The 24,741-nt window shown below is 70.6% G+C and carries 20 protein-coding genes; 8 read left to right on the top strand and 12 right to left on the bottom strand.

Annotated features, from left to right (window positions below; translation table 11 throughout):
* Nucleotides 1–58 precede the first annotated feature (58 nt).
* Nucleotides 59–1,702: a thiamine pyrophosphate-binding protein gene (locus tag LK09_RS03390; protein ID WP_039395960.1), complete on the bottom strand. Its 1,644-nt coding sequence runs from the start codon at nt 1,700–1,702 to the stop codon at nt 59–61.
* Nucleotides 1,695–2,657 (bottom strand): agmatinase, encoded by a 963-nt coding sequence (gene speB, locus LK09_RS03385; protein WP_039395957.1) that lies wholly within the window; start codon nt 2,655–2,657, stop codon nt 1,695–1,697. The genes LK09_RS03390 and speB overlap by 8 nt, the downstream gene beginning before the upstream one ends.
* Nucleotides 2,658–2,797: 140 nt before the next feature.
* Here speB and LK09_RS03380 point away from each other — a divergent pair, with 140 nt between their 5' ends.
* Nucleotides 2,798–3,373 (top strand): helix-turn-helix domain-containing protein, encoded by a 576-nt coding sequence (locus tag LK09_RS03380; RefSeq protein WP_039395956.1) that lies wholly within the window; start codon nt 2,798–2,800, stop codon nt 3,371–3,373.
* 253 nt (nt 3,374–3,626) lie between these two features.
* Here LK09_RS03380 and coaA read toward each other — a convergent pair whose 3' ends face one another.
* Nucleotides 3,627–4,586 (bottom strand): type I pantothenate kinase, encoded by a 960-nt coding sequence (coaA, locus tag LK09_RS03375; RefSeq protein ID WP_039395954.1) that lies wholly within the window; start codon nt 4,584–4,586, stop codon nt 3,627–3,629.
* A gap of 70 nt (nt 4,587–4,656) precedes the next feature.
* Between coaA and LK09_RS03370 the strand changes: the two genes are divergently transcribed.
* Nucleotides 4,657–5,601 (top strand): Ppx/GppA phosphatase family protein, encoded by a 945-nt coding sequence (locus LK09_RS03370; protein ID WP_039395951.1) that lies wholly within the window; start codon nt 4,657–4,659, stop codon nt 5,599–5,601.
* Nucleotides 5,602–5,703: 102 nt separating this feature from the next.
* Here LK09_RS03370 and glmM read toward each other — a convergent pair whose 3' ends face one another.
* The 3 genes from glmM to rplM are packed head-to-tail and all read right to left on the bottom strand — an operon-like array spanning nt 5,704 to nt 8,035.
* A complete protein-coding gene (glmM, locus tag LK09_RS03365) occupies nt 5,704–7,071 on the bottom strand; it encodes a phosphoglucosamine mutase (protein WP_039395949.1) in 1,368 nt (455 codons plus the stop codon).
* A gap of 17 nt (nt 7,072–7,088) precedes the next feature.
* The gene (rpsI, locus tag LK09_RS03360) at nt 7,089–7,562 is read right to left on the bottom strand and encodes a 30S ribosomal protein S9 (protein ID WP_039395947.1); all 474 of its coding nucleotides are present in this window, start codon (nt 7,560–7,562) and stop codon (nt 7,089–7,091) included.
* Nucleotides 7,563–7,588: 26 nt separating this feature from the next.
* Nucleotides 7,589–8,035, bottom strand: a complete 447-nt coding sequence (gene rplM / locus LK09_RS03355; protein WP_039395944.1) for a 50S ribosomal protein L13 — start codon at nt 8,033–8,035, stop codon at nt 7,589–7,591.
* 284 nt (nt 8,036–8,319) lie between these two features.
* On the opposite strand from rplM, the gene LK09_RS03350 reads away from it, so the two are divergent.
* Entirely contained in the window at nt 8,320–9,402 is a 1,083-nt protein-coding gene (locus tag LK09_RS03350; RefSeq protein ID WP_039395940.1) for a glycosyltransferase, read from the top strand.
* Nucleotides 9,403–9,441: 39 nt separating this feature from the next.
* Here LK09_RS03350 and LK09_RS03345 read toward each other — a convergent pair whose 3' ends face one another.
* The 4 genes from LK09_RS03345 to LK09_RS03330 all read right to left on the bottom strand — a co-directional run bounded on the left by LK09_RS03345 (nt 9,442) and on the right by LK09_RS03330 (nt 15,519).
* Nucleotides 9,442–10,842: a sugar transferase gene (locus LK09_RS03345; protein WP_231562943.1), complete on the bottom strand. Its 1,401-nt coding sequence runs from the start codon at nt 10,840–10,842 to the stop codon at nt 9,442–9,444.
* 347 nt (nt 10,843–11,189) lie between these two features.
* Nucleotides 11,190–13,262, bottom strand: a complete 2,073-nt coding sequence (locus LK09_RS03340; RefSeq protein ID WP_039395937.1) for a DUF4012 domain-containing protein — start codon at nt 13,260–13,262, stop codon at nt 11,190–11,192.
* Between the two features lie 61 nt (nt 13,263–13,323).
* Entirely contained in the window at nt 13,324–14,331 is a 1,008-nt protein-coding gene (locus tag LK09_RS20560; protein ID WP_052226375.1) for a MauE/DoxX family redox-associated membrane protein, read from the bottom strand.
* A gap of 9 nt (nt 14,332–14,340) precedes the next feature.
* Entirely contained in the window at nt 14,341–15,519 is a 1,179-nt protein-coding gene (locus LK09_RS03330) for a glycosyltransferase family 4 protein (protein WP_039395936.1), read from the bottom strand.
* Nucleotides 15,520–15,602: 83 nt separating this feature from the next.
* Here LK09_RS03330 and LK09_RS03325 point away from each other — a divergent pair, with 83 nt between their 5' ends.
* The 4 genes from LK09_RS03325 to LK09_RS03310 are packed head-to-tail and all read left to right on the top strand — an operon-like array spanning nt 15,603 to nt 20,891.
* Nucleotides 15,603–17,591, top strand: coding sequence for a glycosyltransferase (locus LK09_RS03325; protein ID WP_231562942.1), 1,989 nt, complete (start codon nt 15,603–15,605; stop codon nt 17,589–17,591).
* A complete protein-coding gene (locus LK09_RS03320) occupies nt 17,588–18,724 on the top strand; it encodes a glycosyltransferase family 4 protein (protein ID WP_039395935.1) in 1,137 nt (378 codons plus the stop codon). The genes LK09_RS03325 and LK09_RS03320 overlap by 4 nt, the downstream gene beginning before the upstream one ends.
* Entirely contained in the window at nt 18,721–19,770 is a 1,050-nt protein-coding gene (locus LK09_RS03315; protein WP_039395934.1) for a glycosyltransferase family 4 protein, read from the top strand. The genes LK09_RS03320 and LK09_RS03315 overlap by 4 nt, the downstream gene beginning before the upstream one ends.
* On the top strand, nt 19,767–20,891 hold the full coding sequence (locus LK09_RS03310) for a glycosyltransferase (protein ID WP_039395933.1): 1,125 nt from the start codon (nt 19,767–19,769) through the stop codon (nt 20,889–20,891). The genes LK09_RS03315 and LK09_RS03310 overlap by 4 nt, the downstream gene beginning before the upstream one ends.
* A 75-nt stretch (nt 20,892–20,966) precedes the next feature.
* Here the strand turns inward: LK09_RS03310 and LK09_RS03305 are convergent, their stop codons facing one another.
* The gene (locus tag LK09_RS03305; protein WP_039395932.1) at nt 20,967–21,494 is read right to left on the bottom strand and encodes a hypothetical protein; all 528 of its coding nucleotides are present in this window, start codon (nt 21,492–21,494) and stop codon (nt 20,967–20,969) included.
* A 252-nt stretch (nt 21,495–21,746) separates the two neighbouring features.
* Between LK09_RS03305 and LK09_RS03300 the strand changes: the two genes are divergently transcribed.
* Nucleotides 21,747–23,564 carry an ABC transporter ATP-binding protein gene (locus LK09_RS03300; RefSeq protein ID WP_039395931.1) on the top strand — a complete coding sequence of 606 codons (1,818 nt, stop codon included), beginning with the start codon at nt 21,747–21,749 and terminating at the stop codon, nt 23,562–23,564.
* A 21-nt stretch (nt 23,565–23,585) separates the two neighbouring features.
* On the opposite strand, the gene LK09_RS03295 is transcribed toward LK09_RS03300, so the two are convergent.
* Nucleotides 23,586–24,692 (bottom strand): adenine nucleotide alpha hydrolase family protein, encoded by a 1,107-nt coding sequence (locus LK09_RS03295; protein WP_156138639.1) that lies wholly within the window; start codon nt 24,690–24,692, stop codon nt 23,586–23,588.
* Nucleotides 24,693–24,741 lie beyond the last annotated feature (49 nt).

Here is a 24,741-nt window from a genome sequence, read left to right as displayed (position 1 = left end):
GACGAGATAGATGACGATGATTGCGATGTCCACTGGAGGCTCCTTCGCTTCGGGTGGGTCAGGTGAGTTCGAACATGCGCAGCACGGCCGGGAGCACCACGACGGCGGGCCCGGGCTGCGTGAACGTGCGGGCGATCGTCTCACCGAGGGTGTCGACGGTCGCCGTGTGGGCGGGGATGCCGAACGCCTCGGCCAGCTTGACGAAGTCCGGCCGGGCAAGTTCGGTGGCGGTCGCCTGCCCGAAGGCACCGACCATGTATTCGCGCAGGATGCCGTAGCCGCCGTCGTCGACGATGAGCCACGTCACGTCCGCGTCGTGCTGACGGGCGGTCGCGAGTTCGGCGACGGAGTACATCCCGCCGCCGTCTCCGGAGACCGCCAGGGTGCGCCGGCCGGTGCCGATCGCCGCGGCCAGGGCCGCCGGGAACGCGAACCCGAGGCCGCCGGCGCCCTGCGCGGAGTGGAACTCGCCGTCCTGCGGGTCCCACGCGGACCAGGCCCAGTAGCCGGCGATCGTCATGTCCCAGAACGTCTGCGCGTCGGACGGGACCGCGCCGCGCAGCTGCCGCAGCACCTCCTGCTCGGTGGCGAGGTCCTGCGCGGCCAGGCGCGCCTCGACGCGGGCGCGCAGGTCGGCGGCGATCGCGGCGCCGCGGGCGACGGCATCCGGATGCGGCTCCGGCAGGGCGTCCGCGAGGGCGCCGAGCGCGAGCCCGGCGTCCGCGTGGATGCCGAGCACGGGGTAGTTCGAGCCGAGGGCGCGGGGTTCCGCATCGATCTGGATGAGGGTGCCGCGCGGCGCGAACGTGAAGTAGTTGCTCGTCACCTCGCCGATGGTGCTGCCGACGACGAGCAGCACGTCGGCATCCTCCATCAGCTCGGTGGTGAAGCGGTCCTCGATCCAGCTCGCCGCCGACAGCGGGTGCGCGAAGTCGATGGCGCCCTTGCCGCCCGCCGTGGAGACCACAGGGGCGCCGAGTGCTTCGGCGACCCGCACCAGCTCGGTGCGTCCGGTCGCGGAGCGGCGCACGCCGCCCCCGGCGACGATCACGGGACGCTCGGCGCCCGCGAGCAGCCGGGCGGCCTCGGCGATGAGCTCGGCGCGCGCCGGACGGGCAACGACGGATGCCGCGACATCCTGCACGGGCGGGATGCCCGCCGGCTCGAGGAGCACGTCCTGCGGGATCTCCACCCACACCGGGCCGGCGGGCACCGACTGAGCCAGCGCCCAGGCGTCCGCGATGGCGGACGGGATGTGGGCGGCATCCCGCACCACGACGGTGCTCTTTGTGACGTTCTGCGCGCTGCGCTGCTGGTCGTCGATCTGGTGCAGCAGCCCGTTCTTCTGCCCGCCGAGACCGCGGCGCGGGATCTGCGCGCTGATCACCAGGACGGGGACGCCCGTGGTGTAGGGCTCCTGCAGGGCGCCGAGCGCGGTGAGCGCACCGGGGCCGGTCGAGACGAACATCACCGCGACCTCGCCGGTGGCACGGGCGTACCCGTCGGCGTTGAACGCGGAGTTGTTCTCCACGCGGGAGCTGACGAACCGGAGGTCGCTGCGGCGGATCGCGTCGAACAGGCCGAGCGCGTGCTGGCCGGGGATGCCGAAGATGTGGGTGGTGCCGAGGGCGGTCAGCGTCTCCACGACGACGTCGCCGCCGTTTCGGACGTGCTCGCCCCCGGTGAAACTGTGCTCAGGCATCCGCTCCGGCCTCCGCGGCATGCTTGTCGGCCAGCAGCGACACCAGGTCGTAGGCGATGTGGGATGCCGCGACGCTCGTGATCTCGGCGTGGTCGTACGCCGGCGCGACCTCGACGATGTCCGCGCCGATGATGTTCAGGCCGCGGAAGCCACGCAGGATCTCGAGGATCTCGCGGCTGGTGATGCCGCCGGCCTCGGGCGTGCCGGTGCCGGGGGCGTGCGCCGGGTCGAGCACGTCGATGTCGATGGAGATGTAGAGCGGGCGGTCGCCGATGCGGTCGCGGAGCTTGGCGACCGTCTCGATGACGCCCTGGTAGTAGACGTCGGCGCTCGTGACGATGCCGAAGCCGAAGCGCCGGTCGTCTTCGAGGTCCTTCTTGCCGTACAGCGGTCCACGGGTGCCGACGTGGCTGAGCGCCTCGGTGTCGATGATGCCCTCTTCGAACGCACGGCGGAACGGCGTGCCGTGGGTGTACTCGGCGCCGAAGTAGGTGTCCCACGTGTCCAGGTGCGCGTCGAAGTGCAGCAGTGCGACCGGTCCGTGACGCTTGGCCGCGGCGCGCAGCAGGGGCAGCGCGATCGTGTGGTCGCCGCCGAAGGTCACCAGGCGGGTGTCGTCCTCGGTGAGCTCGAGCGCGGCTTCCTCGATGGTGTCGATCGCCTCGCCGATGTTGAACGGGTTGACGCCCACGTCGCCGGCATCCGCCACCTGGGCGAGCTCGAACGGCGAGACGTCCAGGGCCGGGTTGTAGGGGCGCAGCAGGCGGGATGCCTCGCGGATCGCGTTCGGCCCGAAGCGGGCGCCCGAGCGGTACGACACGCCCGCGTCGAACGGGAAGCCCGCCACGACGATGTCGGCGTGGTCGACCTGGTCGAGGCGCGGGAGCCGGGCGAAGCCGTCGCGGCCGGCATAGCGCGGCGTCTTGGAACTGTCGATGGGGCCGATGGGAGCCACGGCAACCTCCTCGTCGCTCTGCCGGAGCTTTCCGGCTGTTGCTTGTTGGGAATCAGATGTTGTCTATAAGGAATCTGATTTGGCCAAATTAGCAGGCCCTGCTCACGAGTGTCAAGACGTCGCGGTAGCGTGGTCGCGATATGCGCCCGATCACCCTCGACCCCCAGCACCGCGACATCCGCATCGGATCCCGGCTGCGCGCCGCCCGGCAGGCGCAGCACATGACCATCGACGAGGTCGCCCAGATCACCGGCCTGACCAAGGGTTTTCTGTCGCGCGTCGAGCGCGACCTGACCTCGCCGAGCGTGTCGAGCCTGATCACCCTGTGCGCGGTGCTCTCCATCTCGGTGGGGTCGCTCTTCGAGGCGCCGGAGGTCGCGTTCGTGCCGGCCGGCACCGGCCCGCGGATCAACTTCGGCGGCGAGGGACTCGAAGAGCGCCTCGTGTCACCGCGCGGCGAATCTCGCGTGCAGGTGATCCGCTCCGTCATCGAACCGGGCGGGCACGGCGGCGATCAGCTGTATGCGGTCGCGGCCGAGATCGACGTGCTGCACGTGCTGCGCGGACAGGTCATGGTGCGCTTCTCCGACCGCGACTGGCCGCTCGGTCCCGGCGACACGATCACCTTCCCCGGCCGCGAGCCGCACAGCTGGCGCGTCGAGGGCGACGAGGGCGCCGAACTCATCTGGGTTCTGGCCCCCGCCGCCTGGGCGTAGCGCATCCCGCGCCCGTCCGGCATCCCCCTGCAGTCCTGTTCGCTCGTCACCATTCGCAGCCGGCGCCGCAGATCGTGACGAGCGAACGACGCGGGATGCCGCCACCGAACGCCTCGCTCGTCACGAAGCGCAGCCTGCAGCGCAGATCGTGACGAGTCGACACGCGCGACGCCCCACCCTGCTCACTCGTCACGAAATGCTGCCGACGCCGCAGATCGTGACGACTGAACGACGCGGGATGCCGGATGCGGCGTCAGAGCTTGCGCAGCTGCACCCGCTCGACGGAGTGGCCGCGGCCCTTGCGCAGGATGAGGTTGGCACGGTGCCGGGTGGGCAGCACGTTCTCCTCGAGGTTCGGCAGGTTGATGCTGTTCCAGTAGCCCAGGGCGGTCTCGACCGCCTGCTCGTCGGTCAGGTCGGCGAACACGTTGAAGAACGAGCTCGGGTCGCTGAACGCGCCCTGCCGGAGCTTCAGGAACCGGTCGACGTACCAGCTGGCGATGTCGCCGGCGTCGGCATCCACATAGATCGAGAAGTCGAAGAAGTCGCTCACGGCGACGTCGTGCGGCGCGGGCGGTGGTTGCAGCACGTTGAGCCCTTCGACGATCACCACGTCGGGGCGGCGCACCGTCACACGGGCGTTGGGCACGATGTCGTACTGGATGTGCGAGTAGAACGGCGCGTGCGCCTCCTCCGCCCCGCTCTTGATGTCGGAGAGGAACTCCACCAGCCGACGGGTGTCGTACGACTCCGGGAAGCCCTTGCGGTCCATCAGCCCGCGACGCTCCAGCTCGGCGTTCGGGTACAGGAAGCCGTCGGTGGTGATGAGCTCGACGCGCGGCGTGTCCGACCAGCGGCTCATGAGCTCGCGCAGGAGGCGCGCGATCGTGGACTTGCCGACGGCGACCGACCCGGCCACGCCGACGACGAACGGGGTCGTGGTGTCGGGCTCGCCGAGGAACCGCGACGTGTCGGCACCGAGCCGCTTGGTCGCGGACGCGTACAGGCTGAGGAGGCGGCTGAGCGGCAGGTAGACGTCGCGCACCTCCTGCAGGTCCAGGCGGTCGCCGAGGCCGCGCAGCTGCACGATCTCGGTTTCGGTCAGGGGCTGTGCCATGCCGGATGCCAGGCGCGCCCATTCGGCGCGCGGGATCTCGCGGTACAGCTGGGGCGGGGCGGATGCCACCGTGGCATCCGGCGTTTCGGCGGACATCGCTCCCCATCGTATGCGGACCGGGCGGGATCGCAGGCATGCGGACCCTCCCGGCGGCTACGCTGGGCAGGTGCGTCTCGGAGTCCTCGACATCGGATCGAACACCGTCCACCTGCTCGTCGCCGATGTGCACCCCGGAGGCCGGCCGCTGGCCACCACCAGCCGGCGCACGATCCTGCGACTGATGCGGTACCTGCAGCCCGACGGATCGATCTCCGAAGAGGGCGTTCAGGCTCTCGAGGCGGCCGTCGCCGAAGCGCGCGAGGTGGCCCGGGCCGAGAACGTCGTCGAGCTGCTGGCCACCGCGACCTCGGCCGTGCGCGAGGCCGCCAACGGGCCCGCGGTGATCGCGCGCATCGAGGCCGCCCTCGGCCAGGAGCTGCAGGTGCTCGGCGGCGAGTCCGAGGCGCGGTACACCTTCCTCGCGGTGCGGCGCTGGTTCGGGTGGGCGGCCGGGCAGATCCTGCTCTTCGACATCGGCGGCGGATCCCTCGAGCTGGCGGCCGGCTCCGACGAGCTTCCGGATGCCGCGGCATCCGTCCCGCTCGGGGCGGGCCGCATGACCGTGCAGTTCCTCCCCGAGGACCCGCCGGGCGAGATCGCCGTGGAGCAGCTGCGGGAGCACGCCCGCGCCCAGCTGATCCCGGTGGCCGGCCAGTTCCTCGATCAGCCGCGGCCGGACCACGTCGCCGGGTCGTCGAAGGCGATCCGATCGCTCGCGAAACTGGCCGGGTATCCGGCGCCGGGCTGGAGCGGCGGGCAGCGGATGCTTCTCCCCCGCGCGGCCCTCGGGCAGTGGATCCCCCGGCTGGCCCGGATCCCCGCATCCGCCCGGCAGGAGCTGCCGGGCATCACCCCGGACCGCACGTTCCAGATCGTCGCCGGTGCCGTGGTGCTGCACACCGCGATGACGGTGATGCGCGTGGACGAGCTCGAAGTGTCGCCCTGGGCGCTGCGAGAGGGCGTGCTGCTGCGCTACATCGAACAGCTCGCCTGGAGCAGCCCCAGCGCGTAGACCGCGCCCGGAAACAGCAAGATCGCCGAGAACAGCAGCATTCCGCGGGGAATCTGCCTGTTCTCGGCGATCTGCCTGTTTTCGGCCGGGCCGGCCGGGAGCTCAGACGGGCTCGGGCAGGGCCAGATGCTGGCGGACGACCTCGGCGAGGCGGCCGGCCACCGCGTTGGCGGTGTCGGGGTCGGATGCCTCGACCATGACGCGCACGACGGGCTCGGTGCCGGAGGCGCGAAGCAGCACGCGTCCGTCGTCGCCCAGCAGCGCCTCCTCGTCGGCGACCGCCGCGAGCACGGCGGGATGCTGGACGCCCTCGCGGTCGACGCCGCGGACGTTCACGAGCACCTGCGGGTACACGGTCATGATGGAGGCCAGCTCAGCCAGCGACTTCTTCTGCCGGGCCATCTCGGCCAGCAGATGCAGGCCGGTCAGCACGCCGTCGCCGGTGGTCGCGTATTCGCGCATGATGACGTGACCGGACTGCTCGCCGCCGAGCGCGTAGCCGCCCTCGTTCATGCGCTCGAGCACGTACCGGTCGCCGACCGCGGTCTGCTCGACGCGGATGCCGTGGGCGGCCATCGCCCGGTGCAGACCGAGGTTGCTCATCACGGTCGCGACGAGGGTGTCGTCGTCGAGGTGGCCGCGCTGCTTCATCGCGACGGCGAGGATCGCCATGATCTGGTCGCCGTCGACGATGTTGCCGTCGGCGTCCACCGCCAGGCAGCGGTCGGCGTCGCCGTCATGGGCGATGCCGACGTCGGCGCCGACGCGCACGACCTCGGCGGCCAGGTTGGACAGGTGCGTCGAGCCGACGCCGTCGTTGATGTTGAGGCCGTCGGGATCGGCGCCGATCACCGTGACGCGGGCTCCGGCATCCCGGAAGGTCTCGGGCGAGACCCCGGCGGCGGCGCCGTGCGCGCAGTCGAGCACGACGTGGATGCCGTCCAGCCGGTGCGGCAGCGACTGCAGCAGGTGGATGGCGTAGCGGTCCTCGGCGTCGGCGAACCGGCGCACGCGCCCGACGTCGGCCCCGGTGGGGCGGAGCTTCGGGCGCTCCATCGCCGCTTCGATGCGCTGCTCGACCACGTCGGGCAGCTTGCGCCCGCCGCGCGCGAAGATCTTGATGCCGTTGTCGGCGGCAGGGTTGTGCGAGGCCGAGACCATGACGCCGAAGTCGGCATCCATCGCGCCGATGAGGAACGCGGTCGCGGGCGTGGGAAGCACGCCGGCGTCGAGCACGTCGACACCCGAGGATGCCAGGCCGGCTTCGACGGCGGCGGACAGGAATTCTCCGGACACGCGTGGGTCGCGGGCCACCACAGCGGTGATCCGCTTGCCCGCGGCGCGGCGCGCGTCCGCAGTACGGCCCTGGCCCAGGACGACGGCAGTCGCCTGGGCCAGGGTGAGCGCAAGATCGGCGGTGAGGGGGCCGTTGGCCAGCCCCCGCACGCCATCGGTGCCGAACAGTGCCATAGAGGGAACTGTACGGTTTAGCGCTTCGAGTACTGAGGAGCCTTGCGGGCCTTCTTGAGACCGGCCTTCTTGCGCTCCTTGACGCGCGCGTCGCGCGACAGGAAGCCGGCCTTCTTCAGGGTCGGACGGTTGTTCTCGGCGTCGATCTCGTTCAGCGAACGGGCGATGCCCAGGCGCAGCGCACCGGCCTGGCCCGAGGGGCCGCCGCCGTGGATGCGCGCGATGACGTCGTACGCGCCGGTGAGGTTGAGCACGGTGAACGGGTCGGTGACCAGCTGCTGGTGCAGCTTGTTCGGGAAGTAGTCCTCGAACGTGCGGCCGTTGATGGTGATGGTGCCGGTGCCCGGAACCAGGCGCACGCGGGCGATGGCCTGCTTGCGACGGCCGACCGCGCCACCGGGCACGGTCAGGACGGGACGGTCGACGGCCTCGACGGCCTGGTCGGCCGGGGTCTCGGTCGAGTAGTTGCTGAGTTCTTCGGTGTTCGCCACGAGTGTGTCCTTCTTCTGGGCGGCGCTTACTGGGCGACCTGGTCGAACGTGTACGGCTTCGGCTGCTGAGCGGCGTGCGGGTGCTCGGCACCGGCGTACACCTTCAGCTTCGACAGCTGCTGGCGACCCAGGCTGTTCTTGGGGAGCATGCCGCGGATGGCCTTCTCGACCGCGCGAACGGGGTTCTTCTCGAGCAGCTCGGAGTAGGTGACCGCCTTGAGACCGCCCGGGTAGCCCGAGTGACGGTAGGCCATCTTCTTCTGGAGCTTCTGGCCGGTGAGGGCCACCTTGTCGGCGTTGATGATGACGACGAAGTCGCCGGTGTCGACGTGGTTCGCGAAGGTCGGCTTGTGCTTGCCGCGGAGGATGGCGGCCGCGTGCGAGGCGAGGCGTCCGAGGACGACGTCGGTCGCGTCGATGACCAGCCACTCGCGCTGGACTTCGCCAGCCTTGGGGGTGTAAGTGCGCGTCACAGTAGTGCTGCTTTCTTGTCGAACGGAGAGGTTCGTGAATCCCACTCCGGGGTGCTTCGCCAGGGGACTCGGTCCCTGAGCCTGTCGAAGGGCGCCAGTGGAGGGCTCACGTTCGCGGTGCCGGCCAGCAGGGCACAGGCACCAAAGACTTAGCTTACGGCATCGCGGATGCCGATCCAAACCGGGCGGCTCAGCCGCCGAACGTCGCTGCGGCCGAGAGCCGTCAGGCTAGACTCGGCCGGACTGCGACCCGGCACCGGGCCGGGCACCCCTGGGGAGTGACTGTGGGATCCAACGACGCGTCGCGAATCGTCGTGGCGCACGACTATTTCACCCAGCGGGGCGGTGCCGAGCGCGTGGCGCTGGAGCTGGCCGGTCAGCTGCACGCCGAACGCGTGGTGACGGCGGTCTACCGCCCGGAGCTCACGTTCGACCGCGCCCGCGATTTCGAGGTGCGGGAGCTGCGGTCGCGCATCCTGAAGCCCTTCGGCTCGGATCCGCGCCGCGCGCTGCCGGTGCTGGCCGGCGTCTGGTCGTCGCAGGAGCCGGTGGAGGCCGACGCTGTCGTGTGCAGCAGCTCGGGCTGGGCGCACGGGCTCCCGGTCGCCGCGGGCACCCGCAAGATCGTGTACTGCCACAACCCCGCCCGGTGGCTCTACCAGTCAGACGACTACACGACCTCGACCGGTTTCGCCGCGCGGGCGGCGATCGCCGTGTTCGGTCCGCGTCTGCGCAAATGGGATGCCGCTGCCGCCCGGAGCGCCGACGTGTACGTCGCGAACTCCACGTCGGTGGCGCGCCGTATCCGGGAGGTCTACGGGATCGAGGCCGAGGTGGTGCATCCCCCGGTGTCCGTCGATGTCGACGGGCCGCAGGAGCCCGTTCCCGGCGTCGAGCCGGGCTTCTTCCTCACCGTGGCGCGCCCGCGCGGCTACAAGGGCACCGAGGTGCTGCGGGATGCCTTCGCCCGGATGCCGCGGGAGCGGCTCGTGGTCGTCGGCGCCGACGTGCCGGCGCCGGTGCCGGACAACGTGGCGACGCTCGGGTTCGTGCCCGAGGCGCAGCTGCGCTGGCTGTACGCACACGCGCGCGCCCTCGTCTCGGTGTCGCACGAGGACTTCGGCCTCACCCCGGTGGAGGCGAACGCCTTCGGGACGCCCGCGCTGGTGCTGCGCGCCGGAGGCTTCCTGGATTCGACGGCCGAGGGCGTCAGCGGCACCTTCATCGAGGACGACACCCCCACCGCGGTGATCGACGCGGTCACCGACTTCGAGGACGATTTCGACCGTGCGGCCGTGCTGGCGCACGCGGCGCGGTTCTCGCCGGAGGTCTTCGGCGACCGCATGAGACGGATCGCCGGCGCCTGACCCTGGGGGGGGTGGGTCAGACGCCGACGACCGGGTCTTTCAGGCCGCGTGGCGACCGGGCGTGATGACCTCTCGCAGCGTCCGCGCGAGGATCACGATGTCGCCGGGCAGCGACCAGTTCTCGACGTAAGACAGATCGAGCCGCACGCTCTCCTCCCACGACAGCGTCGAGCGACCGCCCACCTGCCACGCACCGGTCATGCCGGGCTTGGTGAGGAAGCGCCGGTGCACGTGGTCGGCATACTTCTCGACTTCGCTCGGCAGCGGCGGACGCGGGCCGACGAGCGACATCGAGCCGTCGAGCACGTTGAGCAGCTGCGGCAGCTCGTCGATGCTGTGGCGGCGCATCCAGCGGCCGAGCGGCGTGACCCGCGGGTCGTCCATGCGCTTGAAGAGGATCTCGTTCGTGTCGTTGCGCTCGTTGACCTCGTTCAGCCGGTCTTCGGCATCCACGGTCATCGAACGGAACTTGATCATCCGGAACGGGCGCCCGTCACGACCGATGCGCTTCTGCAGGAAGAACACGGGACCACCGGACATCTTCACGAGAAGACCGATCGCGAGCATGAACGGCGACAGCACCACGAGCAGCGCGAACCCGGCGAAGATGTCGAACAGGCGCTTCGCCCAGCGCTGCCCACGGCTGAAGTTCGGGGTCTCGACGTGCGTCAGCGGCAGGCCGAGCACGGGCCGGGTGTGGATGCGAGGACCGGCGACGTCGAGGATGCCGGGGGCGAGCACCAGGTGCTGGCGGCCGGTCTCGAGCATCCACGAGATCTCCTTGACCTTCTCGGTCGGCAGGCCGTCGGTGCTCGCGACGATGACGGTGTCGGCGGCCGTGTCGATGAGCACGTGGCGCAGGTCGTCGACCGATCCGAGGTCGGCGATCCCGGCGCCCACGCGCCCGCCGGTGGAGATGCACGCGCCGACGACGGTGTAGCCGAGGCCGGGCCGTGTCTTCAGCTCGTCGGCGATCCTGCGGACCGACTCCGGTGTGCCGATGAGGATGACGCGCTCGGTGTACGCACCGGTCACCCGCTGCCGGGTCAGCCAGAGCCGCCACGACCAGCGGCTGAGCTCGAGCAGCGCCACACCGGCCGGCAGCGACAGCAGCAGGTACCCGCGGGCGACCTCGAACTCGGTGACGAACGCGATGATCGCGAGGGCCCCGAACAGCTGGAAGCTCGCCCCGAGCACCCGCATGTACTCCAGGTTCCCTGCGCCGATCACCGACGGCGCGCGGGTGTCGTTGAGCGCGAGCGCCCACATCCACAGCACCACCAGGACCAGCGAGAACAGCCAGTACGGCACGGCACCGGTGAACTGCGTCCGCGTCGCGACGACCGCCGGACCGAAGCCGAACGTGATCAGCTGCGTCGTGAACACGACGCCCGTGAGGATGATCAGGTCGGTGATCCACAGTCTGCGCGCGAAGCGCATCTGCCACACGCGCGCGCTACCGGCGGCGCTCCGTGGAACAAGGCGGACGACAGGCGAGAACTCCCGTGCTACCCCATCGCCTTTCGACGCACTGAGCGTCATGATTCCAGCATTTCAGACACGATTGCCTCCCCAGGCAGGCGAGCGCAAGCACGGCTTTCGGGTCCCCGTGTACTTGCTTCACCCAGAAGCCCCGTCTCGGCTCTCAACACCGGGACGACGCCGCCCTGAGTCTACCCCGCAGACGGTCCGCTGCACCTAACTTTTTGGCATCGCTCTCATTTTTCTGCTTCCGGCCCCTGACCTGGGTCAGAAGGGCTACAAAAGCGAGCCCTGAGGGGGCGTGGTCACTTGCTGAACAGCTGGTTGCAGGAGGCGCCGATCGTCACCTTGGTGTCGCGCGCGGTCGGGCTGTAGCGCAGGTCCAGCTTGCCGAGGTCGCCCTGAGGCAGCTTGACCGTGTATTTCACGGTCACCGTCTTGCCCTGCGGCACGAAGACGGTGCGGCTGACACCCCGACTGCCCTGGTCGACGCCGCTGCGGTTCCACGCCGCGACCTGCCCGGTGCTGGGCGTCGTGCTCACGATCGAGCCGCCGGCGGGGGCGAACGAGAACAGGTCGAGCATCATCGTGCGGTTCGACAGACCGTAGGAGCCGTTGCGCAGACCGAGCGTGTACCGGCTCTGGATGGAGTCGGGGATGGAGTTCTTGAGCGTGATCGTCTCGGTCGCGGTGCGGCTGCTCGCATTGCACTGCAGGTTGACGGTCTGGGTCAGCCAGTACTCGAGCTTGCTGACCGACGAGTCGTTCAGGTACATGCCCATCGTCGTCCGGCCGGCGGCACGCAGCGCCCCGTCGAGTCCCATCTCGACGGCGAGCGCCTGCGCCTTCGGGTCGGTGAAGTTCAGGTAGATGCGCTGCTGCTGGGCCGACGTGGTGAGCGCGTCGAGCATCTTGGTCGGGTCCCAGTGCGCGGAGACGAGGTGGTTGAACACGCGCTTGGAGACGTCCGAGAAGAAGGCGTCGGACTCGGCGCCGTTCTGGTACTTCTCGTAGACGTCGCTCAGCAGGAGCTTCACGGCGTTGTCGCTCGTGACCTTCGTCCCGTCCGACGTCTGCACCGGGCCCGCCACGGCGAGCATCTGCGACAGCACGACGGGGTCGATCGAGATCACGCCGTCGAAATGACTGCCGTTGGTGTGCTTGAACTCGTTCTGGAACAGTGTCGCCGTGGTCGGGAAGTTCGGCGTCATCGTGAAGTTCTGCGAGTAGGTCGTGATGTCGGACCGGTACAGCTTCGCGGCCGCCGCGGGCAGGCTCGTGTAGGAGGTTCCCGCGGTGCCGGCGGTGTAGAACGTCGTGGAGCTGGCCTGATCGAGTTCCTTGAAGTGACCGTTGTTCACGGTCATGATCATGCTCGCCGCCGGGTTTCCGCCCGTGGCGCGGATCTCGGCGTTGTTCTGGAAGATCAGCAGGTACGTCTTCTTGCCGCTGCCGCCGGCGATGTTCAGCAGGGTCGGCAGATACTTCTGTGCGAACTGCAGCTGCGGCGCGGCGGAATTGATGACGCCGTCGATCTGATCGACCGGGCCGGACACCTGCGACATGAGGCCGGCCCTGTCGATCGGGGCGAGTTCGGCCTGCGCGGCGGTGAAGGCCGCCGCGATCGTCGGGATGGAGGTCTGCGCCTTCTTGAACGCGGTCAGGTCGATGCCGCCGCCCTTCAGCGCGAGCTGGTTGAGCTTGAGGCTCGACATGACCTCGAGCCCCGGCGTCAGCGCCTTGCCGGTGAGGATGTTCATCGCGCGGGTCACCCGCTGGACGGCATCCACGTTCTTGCCGACGACGGGCACGTGGGCCGCGACGACCCACAGCGATCCGTTCACGGTGTGCGATGCGGCCTCCACATCGGCCGTGATCTGCTGCGCAGTGGTCTTCATCTGCGACTGGTTGCCGGCCTTCACCGCGACGCCCAGATGGTCCAGCCCCGTCTTGGCGCTCGTGAGCTGGGCTTGGACCTGCTTCACCTCGTTCATGAAGCGGAACCCGGCGATGCCGCCGGCGATCAGCAGCAGGAGCAGGGCGATGCCGACTCCGCCGGCGATCCATCCCCACCGGACGCGGCGACGGTGGCGGCGGTGCTTGTGCTTGTGCGAACCGCCCGATGAGCGGTGGCGCCCGCTGTGCGACGCATGATGGGCCCCCGAACCGGTGCTGCGCGCGGCGCCCGACCCTGCCGCGCCGGCGCCGAAGAGGCCGGCCGCCGGTGCGCCGGGCTGCTGCGGGATGGGCGGAGGCAGGGTGTCAGTCCCCGACGACTCCTCGACGGCCTTCCACAGGCTCCACGTCTCCTCGGTCTCAGTCGGCTCGGGGGGCCTGTTCGAGGCGTCCGGCGACTCGGGCGGGGTGTCGGTGGGCATTCGGAAATAATAGCGGCCTCATCCTGAGGCGACGCTGGAGGAATCGCACGATTACGCCTGGTCAGCGAGCGGGATCCTCAGCGTGGAGGCTGTCGTAGATGTCCTGGACGAACGCTTCGATCGGCTCCGCGCCCGTCTCGGGGCCTCCGGCGAGCCAGCCGTCGACACCCACCAGGATCGCGGTGGGCGTGCGCAGCACGTCGAGGAGAGAACCGGCCACGTACTGGTGGGGATCGTGGAGCGTCTGCGGCTCCGTCGTCGACGTCAGCTCGCTGTTGTCCGGCTCGCGCATGAGGAGGAACCGCACGTCGACCTCCGGCAGCAACTCACGGTAGCGATCGATGCTCTCGATCACCGGCTCGCATGTGCCGCACGTCTCGCTGACGGCGAGCAGGAGGATGGGACGCTGCTCGGCGAGCTTGCGGAGCGAGATGACCGTGCCGTCGGCGAGGGTCACGGGCACGGCGGGTGTGCGGACGCGGACGTAGTCCAGTTCCTCGTCGGAGCGCACCGCAGGCGCAGACGCCCCCGGCGGTATCGCGGCCGCGGTGGTCTCTGCGGCATCCCGGTGCATGATGAGGAAGACGGTCACGGCCGCGACCGCGAGCCCGAGCACCCACCACCAGGACCCCATCGCAGCCACCACTGCGCCGCCCCAGAGCGGGCTCGCCCAGATCGTGGCGGTCGTCGCCACGGCGAGGGCAGTGAGCCATGCATTGCGGACGACGGTCCACCCCGTGACGGGCGCCTGCTCGCCGAAACAGGAGCACGAGGCATCCGGAGTCCGGCGGAGAACGCTCACGATGAGGAACGTGTACGCGCCCATGAGGACGATCGCGACCGCCCCGGCGAGGACGCCGAGCGCCCCACCGAGGACCGCGAGCGCGACACCGAGCACGATCTCGCCCCACGGATGCAGACGCAGCAGCCAGGTGCGGCGCAGGCCGCGCGGCACACCGAGATCCCGCCAGCCGTTGAGGTCATCCGGATGCCGCAGCTTCGCCACCCCGCTGGCAATCAGCACGGCGGCCAGGACGAGTGGCAGGCTCACGGTGAGAGCGACGGGCATGATGCGATGCTACCGGCGCCGCGAGCGGCCGCGGCGCTCGATCACCCGGCGATAGAAGGCGGCGTGAGCAGCGGCGACGTCGGCATCCGAGAGCAGCCCCGGGGTCCCCACCGCCGCAGCGCTCAGACGCGTGCGCAGCGCGGGGTCGGCGGCGAGCGCGCGCAGAGCGGACGCGAGCGAGGACGCGTCCCGGGGCGGCACGCGCAGGCCGTTCGCCCCGTCGACGACCCACTCGGTCGGTCCGCCCTCGTCGACCACCACCGTCGGCAGTCCCGCGGCGAGGTATTGCAGGACGTTCTGCCCCATCGGCTCCGGTCGGATGGATGCCTGAACACCCACATCCCAGGTCGACAGCAGCGTGTCGACGTCGCCGACATGTCCGGGGAAGAGCACACGATCGGCGATGCCGAGTGCGGCGACCCGATGCTTCAGCGCGTCCAGGTGGTCGTCGTGGCCGAAGGGCGCTCCGCCGGCCAGCTCGAGTGTCTCCGGCCCGTCGGGGAACGCGGAGGCGAAGGCGTCGACGAGCAGGTCCTGCCCCTTCCACGGATCGATTCGGGCGAGCATGCCGACGCGGATCGGTGTGTGAGTCGCGGCGCGCGGACGGCTCCGGCGCAGACCCGAGGCGCTGGGGATGACTTCCGCGTCGACACCGGCGCGGAAGAACGGGTGCGCGGACTCGAGGGTCGCCCGTGAGTTCGCGATGACTCCGTCGGCGCGGGGCAGCACGAGCCGGGTCATCAGCGCGTAGCCCGCCGTTCCGAGCGCTTCGACGTCGATCATGTCGCGCAGATGCACGACGAGGGGCACCTTCGTCGTCCAGGCCGCCAGGGCGGTGTAGGCGGCCGCGCGCGAGGTGTTGGCATGCACGACGTCGGCGGTCCGGAACTCGGGGCTCACCCGGGTCACCGCGGCCTGTGCGAGCACCGATCCGCCGAGGGCCAGCAGTCTCATCGCGCCGCCGGAGCTCGCGCCCGCGCTCTGCGCGACCCCGCGCACGCGCACCGGGACGTCGCCGACCGCGCCCGCGTAGACGTCCTCGCCGGTCGTCGGCGGAAGCAGCAGCACCGCCGCCCAGTCGTGCTCGGCGCGCAGCATCCGGGCCAGCGCGTACTCCGCGCCACCGGTCGTCGTCGTGTGATCGAGGTGCGCGACGCGCATCGCGCGACGCCCGATCCGGTCGGTCATCGACTCCCCCAGTCCCTGATCCTTCTCGGCGACGCAGGCGACCGCCAGAATAGGTCGTGAGCGAGTTTATCGAAGGGGTTCGCGTGCGCGTACTGAGGATCTCCCACAGCGCCACCGTCGCGGCGTGGCGCGGACGGGAGCGCGCCCTTCGCGCTCGGGGTGTGCACGTGAGCCTGCTCGCGGCTTCCCGGTGGCACGCCGGGGGCGTCGAGGTCTCCCTGGCGACCAGCGCGGGCGACGAGGCCACGGCGGTGCGGACCCGGGGCCGGCATCCCGCGCTCTTCGTCTTCGACCCGCGCCCGATCTGGCGCGCGCTCGGCGAGCAGTGGGACGTCATCGACATCCATGAGGAGCCGTTCGCCCTGGCGACCGCGGAGGTGCTCCTGCTGCGGGCCCTGCGGCGCAACCGCGCGCCCGTGGTCCTCTATACGGCGCAGAACATCCCGAAGCGGTATCCCGTTCCCTTCCGCTGGCTGGAACGGGTCGCCCTCCGAACAGCGCGGGGCATCTCGGCGTGCAATGCCGAAGCGGCACGGATCGTGAGCGCGAAGGGTTTCGCCGGGCGCGCGCGGGTCATCCCCCTCGGAATCGACGCGGACGAGTTCTCACCGGCCTCGGCGAGCTCCGCCCCGCTCGAGGAAGACGACGGCTCGTTCGTGGCGGGCTTCGTGGGGCGGCTGGTGCCGGAGAAGGGGATCGATGTGCTCCTCCGGGCTGCCGCGGCCGCCCCCGGGATGCGGGTGCGGATCGCCGGCGCGGGGCCTCTGGCCGCCGACGTGCCGGGGCGCGCCGCCGAGCTCGGCATCGCCGGGAGGGTCGAGCTGGTGGGTGCGGTGCCGCCGGAACAGGTCGCGGACTTCTATCGCGGGATCGACGTGCTCGCGATCCCGTCCCAGGCCACGCCGTCGTGGACCGAGCAGTTCGGGCGCGTCGCCGTCGAAGCGATGGCGACGGGCGTCCCCGTCGTCTCCAGCGATGCCGGCGCCCTCCCGGACGTCGTCGGCGGCGCGGGGATCGTCGTGCCCGAAGGGGATGCTGCGGCCCTGGCGACGGCGCTCGCCTATGCCGCGGGACCACGGCGCACGGAGCTCGTGGCGGCCGGGTTCGCGCGCGCGGCATCCTGCACCTGGGATGCCGTCGCGTCCGACTACCTCGACCTGTACGAAGCCGTGATCCACCGTCCCGGTGATCCCGGGCCGGAGCACCGGGCATCGCCCGGGCTCGAGATCGTCGTCGTCGCCTACGGCGCCCCGGACCTCCTGCGCCGGGCGCTCGCGCCGGTCGCCGGGTTCCCCGTGACGGTGGTGGACAACTCGTCGCTGCCGGAGATCGCGGACCTCTGCGCTGAACTCGGCGTCCGCTATCTCGACCCGGGACGCAACGGCGGGTTCGGCACGGGGGTCAACGTCGCTCTCGCCGACCGCCTCGTCCCGCACGGCGATGTGCTGCTTCTCAACCCCGATGCGGTCATCGCACCCGCCGACATCGCACGGGTCCAGAGCGGACTGCACGCCACGCCCGGCATCGCCAGCGCCGGCCCCGTCCAGGTGGACGAGGCCGGGCATCCCGCCCGCGTCGACTGGCCGTTCCCGTCCCCCGCCGGCGCCTGGGCCGAAGCGATGGGACTCGCCCGGCTGCGGCGCGCGGACCGCTACGTGATCGGGTCCGTGCTGATGCTGAACGGCGCGGCGATCGACCACGTCGGCTGGTTCGACGAGAGCTTCTTCCTGTACGCCGAGGAGACCGACTGGGCCTACCGGGCGAAGCTGCTCGGCTGGCGGCATACCGTGACGGCGGATGCGAAGGCGGAGCACGCGGGCGCAGGCACCAGCACGGACGCCACCCGCCGGGAGGTCCACTTCCACGCCGGCCAGGAACGCTTCTACCGGAAGCACTTCGGCGCCCTCGGCTGGACGATGACGCGGTTCGCGGTCTGGGCGGGGGCGACGGTGCGCGGCATCCTGCTTCCCGGCGATCGCGGCCGCGCCGCCTGGCGCCGTGCCGCGCTGTACGCGCGGGGCCCGCTGAAGGTCGAGCGCCGGCGGTACCCCGAGGCTTCGGAGCGCCGATGAGGATCGTGCAGATCGCGCCGTACATCCACACCGGGTCCGGGGTCGCCGGCGTGGCCGCGAACCTGGAGCGGGAGTTCCGCGCTCTGGGCCACACCGTCGAACGCTTCACCCTCGAGGACGCGCTGCGCGGAAAGTCCTTCCGAGAACGACGAAGTGTGCCGATGCGCGCCTTCGCCCTCTTCCGGCAGATGGTGTGGTTCACCGTCATCGGCACGGCGCGCGCCAAGGAGTATCTCGCCGAGCGTCCGGATGCCGTCTCGATCTGCCACAACAACGTGATGACCGGCGACGTCTACGTCGACCACGGGGTGGTCAGCGCCGCCATGCGCGCGCGTGGCAACGGCGCCTGGCGGATGGTGCGCAACCCGACGCACCTGTTCACGTTCGCGCGTGACCTCGTCCGTTACCGCGGCCGGGCCCACCGCGCCGTCGTGGCGCTGTCGCCCGCGCAGGTCGAGGTGCTGCGCCGCACCTACGGAAAGGTGCGTCCGCCGGTCGTCGTCATCCCGAACGGCGTCGACCTCGAGCGGTTCCGCCCTCCCACGGCGGAGGAACGCCGGAACGCGCGGGCGCAGTTCCGCCTCGACGACGAAGACCGCGTCGTGCTGTTCGTCGGGCACGAGTTCGAGCGGAAGGGACTTCCCCTCGCGATCGACGCGCTGGCGCACGCGACGACGGTGCTCATGCTCGTCGCGGGAGGCAACCAGCAGTCCATCGCGGACGCGCGCGCCCACGCGGAGGCCGCCGGAGTCGCAGATCGGGTGCTGTTCATGGGCCCGCGCGGCGACGACCTGCCGCTCTTCTTCGCCGCCAGCGACATCTTCGCGCTGCCGAGCGCCTATGAAGCGAACGCACTGGTCGTCCTGGAGGCGCTCGCCGCCGGCGTCCCCGTGGTCGCCACCCGCGTCGGCTACGCCCCCGACGTCATCGTCGACGGCGAGAACGGGTTCCTCGTGGATCGCGACCCGATCGAACTCGCGGCGCGCTTCGAGCAGCTCGCCGCGATTGATCTCGCGCCGCTGCGGGAGGCCGCACGACGCAGCGCGGAGGCGCACAGCTGGCGGGCCTCGGCGCAGCGCTACGTCGAGCTGCTCGCCGACCTGCGGCCCGATCTCGATCGGACCGCGCCATGAGCGGCATCCGCGTCGTGCATGCGATCCGGTCGGCGAGCTTCGCCGGTGTGGAGCAGTTCGTGCGGCGGCTGTCGATCGCCCAGGCGGAGGCCGGGCACGACGTGCACGTCATCGGCGGGGATCCGGCCCACATGGCCGCCCCGCTCGCCGACGCCGGCGTCGGTTTCGAGCCGGCCGACCGGACGGCGGCCGTGGCGGCGGCGATGCGCCGACGCAATGATCGCGCCGACGTCGTCAACACCCACATGACAGCCGCGGACATCGCCGCGGTGCAGGCGTTCGCAGGTCGCGCACGCCCCGCGATCGTCTCCACCCGCCATTTCGCCCAGCGGCGCGGCCGTTTCCGTGCACTCCCTCTCGATCCGGTCGCGCGCCGTGTGGTGGATGCCGAGATCGCCGTGAGCTCCGCCGTCGCCGACGCGATCGGCGTCCCCAGCACGGTGGTCTTCCCGGGCATCGAACCACCGCCCCTCCCCCCGACGGCAGGGCGCGAGCGCGTGATCCTGGTCGTGCAGCGTCTCCAGCCCGAGAAGCAGACCGTGCTCGCGATCGAGGCCTTCGCACGATCGGGCCTTGCCGACGAAGGCTGGCGGCTCGACATCGCCGGAACGGGTGCGGAGGCGGAGGCTCTCGCCGAAGACGCCTCCGGCCTCGGCGGCTCGGCGCGGATGCTCGGCTTCCGCGACGACGTGCCGCAGCTCATGGCCCGAGCGGGCATCCTCCTGGCGACGGCGCCGTACGAGCATTTCGGCCTCACGGTGCTCGAGGCCATGGCGAGCGGGCTGCCGGTGGTGGCGGCGGCCGCCGCGGGGCACCTCGAGACGATGGGCGGGCTCGACGACCGCGCTCTCTTCCCGCCCGGCGACGCCGACGCCGCCGCGGCCGGGCTGCGTGCATTCGCGGTCGACCCCGGCGCCCGGCGCCGGCTGGGCGAGGCCGAGCGGGCGCGCGTCATCGAGCGGTTCTCGGTCCAGGCCCAGGTGGAGCAGACGGATGCCGTCTACCGCGCAGCCATCGCAGACCGGACCGAGAAGGACAGGGCATGACCGATCTCGTCGTGATGTCGCTGGAGGCGTGGGACGGCGTCTGGCGACGCAACCAGCATCTGATCTCGCGGATGCTGGATGCCGATCCTGCCCTGCGCGTGCTGTTCGTCGAGCCGCCCGCCGATCCGGTGCATGACGTCCGCGCCCGGCGCCGGCCGCACCTCGGCTTCGGGCCGCGGCTGCTGGGCGACGTGTCCCCGCGGCTGTGGACCATGCGGCCGACGAAGGCTCTCCCGCGGCGCGTGGACCGCCGCGCCGACGAACGCATCGCGAACGCGGTGCAGCAGGCTGCGACCCGGCTGGACATGACCGAGCCGCTGCTGTGGATCAACGACCCCGCGGCCGCCGACGTGCGGCGCCGGTCCGGCTGGCCGGCGCTCTACGACATGACCGACGACTGGGCGGTCGCCGCCCGCTCCGACCGCGAGCGCACCCGCATCCTCGCCGGCGAGCAGGATCTGCTCGAGAACGCCGCCGCGGTGGTCGCGTGCTCCCCCGAGCTGCTGCGGCGCAAGTCCGCGGAGCGCGCGGCGGCGAAGGCTCCGATCGTGCTGATCCGCAACGCCGTGGACACTGCGGCGTACGCCGCCGATCAGGAGCGGCCCGCGGACCTCCCGGCCGGTCGCATCGCTCTCTATGCGGGCACGCTGCACGCCGACCGCCTCGACACCGACGTCTGCGTTCGGACGGCCGAGGCACTCGCCGGGTCGGCGACCGTCGTCTTCGTGGGCCCCGACGCCCTCGATGCCGCCGACTCCCGTCGGCTCACCGACGCCCGCGCGGTGGTGCTCGGTGCGCGCCCGCACGAGCAGATCCCGGCCTACCTGCGGCACGCCGATGTGCTCCTCGTGCCGCATCGGGTCGACGAGTTCACCGACAGCCTCGACCCGATCAAGCTGTACGAGTATCAGGCCGCCGGCAGGCCGGTCGTCTCGACCGCCGTCGCCGGGTTCCGCGAGGCGGACGACCCGCGCATCACGATCGCCGATGCGGTCGCCTTCCCGGAGGCCGTCGCGGCGCAGCTGGGCGCAGGCGCTTCCGGGCGTCCGGCAGCGGCCGTCGTGGACTGGGCCGACCGGGCCGCGGAGATGGCCGCGGTCGTCGCCACGCTGCGCGGCTGATCAAGACACAGAGTTCGCCGGCGAACGCGAACGCCCCCTCCAGCGGAGCTGAAGAGGGCGTTCGATGATCGGCGATCAGGCCGGCGGGCAGACGCAGTCCGGCGGCGTGCTCGGGATCACGACGTGCACCGGGATCGGCGAGTGGTCGTGGTCGGAACCGTCGGACGCGTGGCCCCAGGTGACCTCGAAGTCGAACGAGCACGCCTGGTTGGCGCTGCTGCTCGCATTCGCGACGAACGTGACGTTGATCGTCTGACCGGGCGTGACCGAGAAGGGCACGGCCGGCACGGCCGTGGCGTTGGTCAGGTTGCCGCACGTGTTGTTCGAGATCGTGATGGCGGTGATCCAGATGGTCTTCGTCGGGTCCGGGTTCTGGATCGTCGCGGGGACCTGGTAGCCCTTCGGCGGCAGGGTCTTACAGCTGTTGCCGGGCAGCTTACAGGCGGCGCCGGCCGAGATGATCGGCGGCTTGCCCGAGGCGGCGAACGCCGGCGCGGCTGCAGCGACCGCAACCGCGGGCACTGCCCAGGCCATGGCCTTGGTGACGGTACGGCGGCTGACGCCCTGCGGCGTGCTGGCGCCGGATTCTTCGATGTCGCTCATTGTGATTCTCCAGACGGACTCGGTCGGTGCTGAACGGCCGGAGGCCGCCAATCTGGGTTCGGGCAGGCGCGTCGTTCGCCCCCAGTCGCGAACAACGCAGGTTCAGGATAGTGCTGAGGTCCGGGCCGTGTCCAGTGAGCACTCGGCTCGAGTGTGCTATGCAACGAACCGTTTCTCAGCGGGCTTTCCTGCCTTCCCGATTAGACTGCCGAGGAACGCCGCGACGGAGGGTCGGCGGCCCACTGGGGAGACATGACTCAGCGACCGGAACGCGACACTCTGCCCGCACAGCTCAGGCTGGTGCTGCGCATGGCCGGGGCGCATCCTGCCCGCTGGATCGTCGGCACCGTGGTCGCCTCCGTGGCGCTCGCGGCCCTCGACACCCTCGGCGTCGCGGCCATGGTCCCGCTGATGACGCTGATCACCGGCGGCAGCACGGACACCGGAGCCCTCGGCGCGATCTCCCGGATGGCCGGCACCAGCGACGTGCAGAAGCTGATTCCCATCGTCGGCGGCATCGTGGCGATGGCGTTCATCTTCAAGACCATCGGCGCGCTGTGGTTCCGCTGGTGGCTGCTCGGCCGCACCACTCTGATCTCGGCGAGGTCCTCGACCGAGCTCATGCGGCGATACGCGCTCGCGCCGTACACGGACCACCGCTCGCGCTCGCTCAGCGTGCTCTACCGCAACATCAACGATGCGACGACCCAGTCGGCGAGCGTGCTGCTCGCGATCGTGACGATGTTCTCGGACCTCGTCGTGCTGATCGCGATCGGTCTCGTTCTCGCGGTCACCTCGTTTGAGGTCACGATCTTCACGGTCGTGCTCTTCGTCGTCCTGATCGGCGGGGTGCAGCGGATGCTCCGTCGGCGCCAGCGCTTCATCGGCGAGGAGATGGCGGATGCGAGCCTCGCGGCATGGCAGCATCTCATGCCCAGCATGGAGGGCTTCCGAGAGACGCGTCTCACGTCGACGACGGGCCGGTTCGTCCGAGGTTACGAGGATGCCCGTCTGCGCCAGGCGCGGGCCGCCCGCCAGATGGGCATCGTGGCCGACGCCCCGCGGTACCTGCTCGAACTGGGATTCATCATCGCGATCCTCGGGATGTCGGTCATCCTCTTCAACACGGGGACCGGTGCCGAGGCGATCACGGTGCTGGGCGTCTTCGCCGCGGCATCCGTGCGCATGCTCCCCACGCTCAACCGCGTCTCGGCCAACCTCGCGACGACCCGGATCGGCCAGGCCGGTCTTCGCATCATCGCGGACGCGGTCCACGAGCTCGACGCCCATGAACCGCACGACGAGACCGCGCACGACGGCACGGAGTACGTCGGCGACATCGTCATGCACGACATCACGTATCACTACCCCGACAGCGACGAGCAGGTACTCAACGGCATCTCGCTGCGGATCGCGCAGAACACGACGGTCGCTTTCGTGGGGTCCAGCGGCGCCGGGAAGAGCACGTTGCTCGACATCCTGCTGGGGCTGCTCGAGCCGGCCGGCGGCATCGTCGAGTGCGGCGGGCGGCCGATCAACGATGATCTGGTGGGCTGGTACCACGGCCTCGGCGTCGTGCCACAGGATGTCTTCCTCCTCAACGGGTCCGTCCGCGCGAATGTCGCGTTCGGCGTGCCGCCCGAGGCGATCGACGAAGCCCGCGTGCACGAGGTCATCCGGATGGCACGGCTCGACGACGTGATCGCGGACCTGCCCAGCGGCCTGGACACGGAGATCGGAGAGCGCGGCGTCCGGATGTCCGGTGGTCAGCGTCAGCGGCTGGGTCTCGCCCGGGCGCTGTACCGGCGCCCGCACGTGCTCGTTCTCGACGAGGCGACCTCCGCCCTGGACAACGTCACCGAGCACGAGATCGCCCAGACTCTCGCCGGTCTCGGCGGCACCCTCACGATCATCATCGTCGCGCACCGGCTGTCGACGGTGCGCAATGTCGATCAGCTCGTCTTCCTCCGGGGCGGCCGCGTCAGCGCCGAGGGCACCTTCGACGAGGTGCGTCAGAAGGACGAGGAGTTCGCGCGACTGGTCGAGCTCGGGCGGCTCGATCTTCCCTGACCCGCGGCGGGTTAGTGTTGCTCAGCGCCGGCGCCGAATCCGGTTCCGCACCGCCCGTGCGGTCTGCCAGACGCGTGAATCGCGGATCATCAGACCGCGAAGGTCGCGCCGAAGGGCCCGATCCCGAACCCCGCGCGCTTTGAGGAGCGCGAGGATGGACCGCGCATCGATGACCTCGTAGGGCTTCGGCCGGCGCACCTGTCGCAGGGGCGAGGAGTCGATCGTCGACGGGAAGGTGGCGCATGCCTCGAGCGCACCGTAGGCCTGCAGAACGGCCATCGTCCGGATGCACTTGGAGCAGCGTCCGCAGTTGTATTCGCCGTTCTCCTGCTGCCAGCACACCCGCAGGTGGCGCAGCGCGATCGGATCGGCGCTGATCGCCCCGATCTTGTCCGACCGATGGAGGTCGACACCGTGGTGCTCGAGGACCACCCGGCTCGTGGACCAGAGCGGATCGAGGTCGGCGTGAGAGCCCCACGGGACCGCGTCGTCGGTCTGGAAGGTCGACGGGATGATCACGCGCCCGACGTGGTCGGCCAGCAACAGCGCCACTGCGGCGAGCGCGGCGCCGTGATACTCCTCGCCCCACGGTGACCAGCGATCCGAGACGGCCCGCAGGTCGGTGCGCACCGTGATGAGCTGCTTGCCGAGCTCGCGCGCAGCGGACTGCACCCCGGCCAGGGCCCGCGCGGCCAGCTGGTCGTCGTCGATCGCGATGTCGAAACCCTGCACGAAGATGAGGTGGGTGATCTCGTCGCGCAGGGTGAGTGCGGAGTAGAAGGAGTCGACGCCTCCGGAGAAGAAGCACCCGACTCCCTCGACCGGCTCGCCCGGGGCTGCCTGGTCTGCCTCGATGATCACCCGGTGCAGGGTCGGGTTCCACTCGCGCAGGATCGACTGCGCACGCTCGGCACCGGCGACCGCGATCGGCTCGAGTGCGTCGTCGAAGACGGCGTCCTCGCCGGCGACCATGAGGATCGGGAGAGATGCCGCCAGCCACGACTGACCGGACTGGTCGAGTGGGACATCGGCGTCGAACATGCACCGCGCGGAGCCGCCGGCGAGGCCGCGGAGCTCGAACCCCGTCTGGCGCAAGTCGGGTGTCGGCACCGACCTGATCTCCACCACCGTGGCATGCTAGCAGTCGGGCCCCGCATCCGTGGGAGGTGCGATCCGG

It is taken from the genome of Microbacterium mangrovi, from assembly GCF_000802305.1.
GTDB lineage: Bacteria > Actinomycetota > Actinomycetes > Actinomycetales > Microbacteriaceae > Microbacterium > Microbacterium mangrovi.
The sequence above is the reverse complement of the archived record's forward strand: the minus strand, read 5'-3'. Positions and strand labels throughout refer to the sequence as shown.

Bases quoted from the DNA above. Each gene is read 5' to 3' on its own strand.
- LK09_RS03320 (WP_039395935.1), top strand. From the start codon at position 17,588: ATGAGGATCGTGCAGATCGCGCCGTACATCCACACCGGGTCCGGGGTC.
- glmM (WP_039395949.1), bottom strand. From the start codon at position 7,071: ATGGCACTGTTCGGCACCGATGGCGTGCGGGGGCTGGCCAACGGCCCC.
- LK09_RS03340 (WP_039395937.1), bottom strand. From the start codon at position 13,262: ATGCCCACCGACACCCCGCCCGAGTCGCCGGACGCCTCGAACAGGCCC.
- LK09_RS03390 (WP_039395960.1), bottom strand. From the start codon at position 1,702: ATGCCTGAGCACAGTTTCACCGGGGGCGAGCACGTCCGAAACGGCGGC.
- LK09_RS03380 (WP_039395956.1), top strand. From the start codon at position 2,798: ATGCGCCCGATCACCCTCGACCCCCAGCACCGCGACATCCGCATCGGA.
- LK09_RS03310 (WP_039395933.1), top strand. From the start codon at position 19,767: ATGACCGATCTCGTCGTGATGTCGCTGGAGGCGTGGGACGGCGTCTGG.
- LK09_RS20560 (WP_052226375.1), bottom strand. From the start codon at position 14,331: ATGCCCGTCGCTCTCACCGTGAGCCTGCCACTCGTCCTGGCCGCCGTG.
- LK09_RS03345 (WP_231562943.1), bottom strand. From the start codon at position 10,842: ATGCGCTTCGCGCGCAGACTGTGGATCACCGACCTGATCATCCTCACG.
- LK09_RS03330 (WP_039395936.1), bottom strand. From the start codon at position 15,519: ATGACCGACCGGATCGGGCGTCGCGCGATGCGCGTCGCGCACCTCGAT.
- LK09_RS03305 (WP_039395932.1), bottom strand. From the start codon at position 21,494: ATGAGCGACATCGAAGAATCCGGCGCCAGCACGCCGCAGGGCGTCAGC.
- LK09_RS03300 (WP_039395931.1), top strand. From the start codon at position 21,747: ATGACTCAGCGACCGGAACGCGACACTCTGCCCGCACAGCTCAGGCTG.
- LK09_RS03315 (WP_039395934.1), top strand. From the start codon at position 18,721: ATGAGCGGCATCCGCGTCGTGCATGCGATCCGGTCGGCGAGCTTCGCC.
- coaA (WP_039395954.1), bottom strand. From the start codon at position 4,586: ATGTCCGCCGAAACGCCGGATGCCACGGTGGCATCCGCCCCGCCCCAG.